Below are 2,730 nucleotides of genomic sequence, written 5' to 3'. Positions count from 1 at the left end.
CCGGCCTGCAGGGGCTGGTGAACAGGGAGACCCCCCGGCTGTATCTGTGCGCTAAGAACGACGCGGCGGAAAACCGCTGGCTCGACTGGATGAAACAGCGGGGGGATATAGATTCCGTGACCTGGCTGACCCCCGAAGAGGCACTGCGCAGATTCAAGGGGAGCTACGAGGGCGCCGTGGTCACGGACAGGTGCATCCCCGCCACCGTCAACGCCGCTACCATGTACGCCTCGGTAAACGGCTGCCTGATATGCTCCCCGAGGCTGGCCCGGAGGTTTGAGCTGCCGGTGACGCTGGATATGCGGGGCATGTTCGAGAACAACGCCCAGCCCTATTACTGGGCCCTGGAAAACCTGTGGGACCGGATGTATCATCACGCGGCCTCGTGCCTCCACACGGGGGTCTTCAATACCCGGGACTATCTGGTGCAGCACAGGATATTCGTGTTCTGGATACCGGGCAGGATAGACGGCGCCACATCCGTTTCGGCGCCGAAGGAGGAGCTGGCCTTTGTCAACACCCTTCTGGCCCGGCTTCCCGCCAATACCCCCATACTGGGCTACCCCTGGGCCGGGACCGACGTGGGCATCGGCGAGCACGCCGGAGTGAGTCTCTTCGCCAAATACGGGCACTTTCTGACAGGCTCTGCCGGAGGCAACAATTATTCCGTCCATTCCGGCACCCGCAGGACGCCCCTCAGGCAGAAGGATCCCCGGAAGCTGACCCTGGACTACGGCAAACGCTACGTCGCCTTTACCATGTCCGACGGGGACAATCTCCCGGTGATAAGCTCCGACAACTGGCCCCGTCTGTGGGGAATGAAGGAAAGGGGGGCCGTCCCCATCACCTGGACCGTGTCGCCCCTGTCCGGAGTCATGTTCCCGGACATCATGGATTACTATTATTCCACGGCCACCGACAACGACACCTTCGGCGCCGCCGTGTCCGGCGTGGGCTACACCTATCCCGCCGATTACGGCGAAAGATACACGGACAGCGGACGGGTATTCGGCGGCTTTCTGGAGCTGACCGAAAGATATATGCGCAAAATGGACCTGAGAGTCCTCTTCCCCATGCACGTGACCGAAAAGGAGATAGGCGTCATGGCCGCGGGGCTCCCCTGGCTCAGTGGCCTTTTCCCCGACTATTTCAGAAACGTGTCCCGCTACGGCGACAGCCTGTTCCTCACGGCGGGAGGCGTCCCCGTGCTGCGTTCCGCCACTACCTGGGACACCTCCGTGGCCGGCCGGGAATATGCGGCCCAGCACATGGCCAAAGAGATCAGGGCCTTCGCCTGCGTCCGGGAAGGGGAGCCGGCCTTTGTCCACGCCTTCCTGTGCAACTGGGGCTATAATCCCCCCGTGGTAAAACGGGTGGCGGAGCTGCTGGGGGAGGACTGGGTCTTCGTCAGCGCCGAGGAGATAGCCGCCCTGGAAAAGGAATATCTGCAGAGGGAAAAGCTGGCCCTCAGCGTCCCCGGCGAAGTGATGCTCACAGAAAGGGGCCGGGCCGCGCTTTCCTTTACCGTGCGCAACGCTTCGGAGGAGCCTGTGGAGGCGGTGTTTGAGCTGGAGGGGGCCGAGAGCGAACCCCTGCGGGCCGTCATCGGGCCCGGGGCAAAGGAGACCCTGGAGATAGGCTTCGCCCCCCGGGAGGACAGGGCCGTCCTGAAGGCGTACTTTGACGGGAAAACCAAGGAATACAGCGTGCTGGTCAGAGCCTTCGACCTCACGGGGCTCCCCGAAGGCTTCCGCGGCAGGCGTTATGAGCAGGCGGCCCATTTCGAGGCGGGCTCGCTGCCCTCCCTCACCTCCGAAACCTATACCACGGAGGAGGGCGTGGGCTACAGGATGGCTGTCCACGGCGAGAGCCGGGACGGAGCGGTGATATACGGCCCCTATATGCCTCTGGAGCCCGGCCGCTACGTGGCGGTGTTCAGCCTGATGCGGCTTGACGACAAGGGGGACGGCGGCCAGGTGTGCAGCGCCGACGTAGTGCCTGCCGGCTCCCACGACAAGGCCGTCGAGATCTCCGTGGACCGCGGCATGCTCCCGGTGGGGAAGCAGGCCTTTGTTTACGCCCCCTTTGAGTGGAAGGAGGCGGCCCAGTTTGAGGCGCGGGTCCACTGGAAAACCGGCTCCGACTCCCTGAGAGTGGACGGAGTCACCCTTCTGCGGGCCGCCGAGTAACGGCGCGGACAATGAGAAGCGGCTTTCGGTCTCCCGAAAGCCGCCCGTCTTTTTACCACTTTTCCGTCTTTATTATCTCTCCCATGCCGCCCTTCAGGTGGGTGTCGGCAGAGCAGTATTTGAGTACGGCGCCCTCCCTGACGTATATGGGCATGGTGGCCAGGTCTATGTCCCTCTTTATCCACATGCCGCAGGAGTCGAGCTTTTCTTTGGTGAAGTAGTCGTACCACACGCCCTTGGGCAGATACACGTCTCTCGTTTTGCTCTTCGAGAGGGGCTTCAGCACCGGGGCTATGAGCAGACTGTCGCCGAAGAGATACTGGTCGTCTATGGTCCTCACGTTCCTGTCCTCGGGGTATTCCAGATACAGGGCCCTCATCATGGGCAGGCCTGTCCGGGTGCATTTTTCCGCTTCTTCGTAGATGTAGGGCATCAGCGAATAGCGGAGCTTGTCATAGCGGCGGAATATCTCCAGAGCTTCCTGTGAGAAGGCCCAGGGCTCCCTGTGGGTGGTGTCGCCGGCGCCGTGGCACCGGGAATG

Annotated in this window: 2 protein-coding genes; one reads left to right on the top strand and one right to left on the bottom strand. The window is 62.5% G+C overall.

Features of this window, described 5'->3' with window-relative positions:
• Positions 1 to 2,189: hypothetical protein (locus IK083_03455; protein MBR4748613.1), on the top strand; the 2,189-nt coding region annotated here is incomplete at its 5' end.
• A gap of 52 nt (positions 2,190 to 2,241) precedes the next feature.
• Here IK083_03455 and IK083_03450 read toward each other — a convergent pair.
• On the bottom strand, positions 2,242 to 2,730 hold a 489-nt coding region (locus tag IK083_03450), incomplete at its 5' end, for an alpha-xylosidase (GenBank protein ID MBR4748612.1).

This window comes from Abditibacteriota bacterium (assembly GCA_017552965.1).
Lineage (GTDB): Bacteria > Armatimonadota > UBA5829 > UBA5829 > UBA5829 > RGIG7931.
The sequence above is the reverse complement of the archived record's forward strand: the minus strand, read 5'-3'. Positions and strand labels throughout refer to the sequence as shown.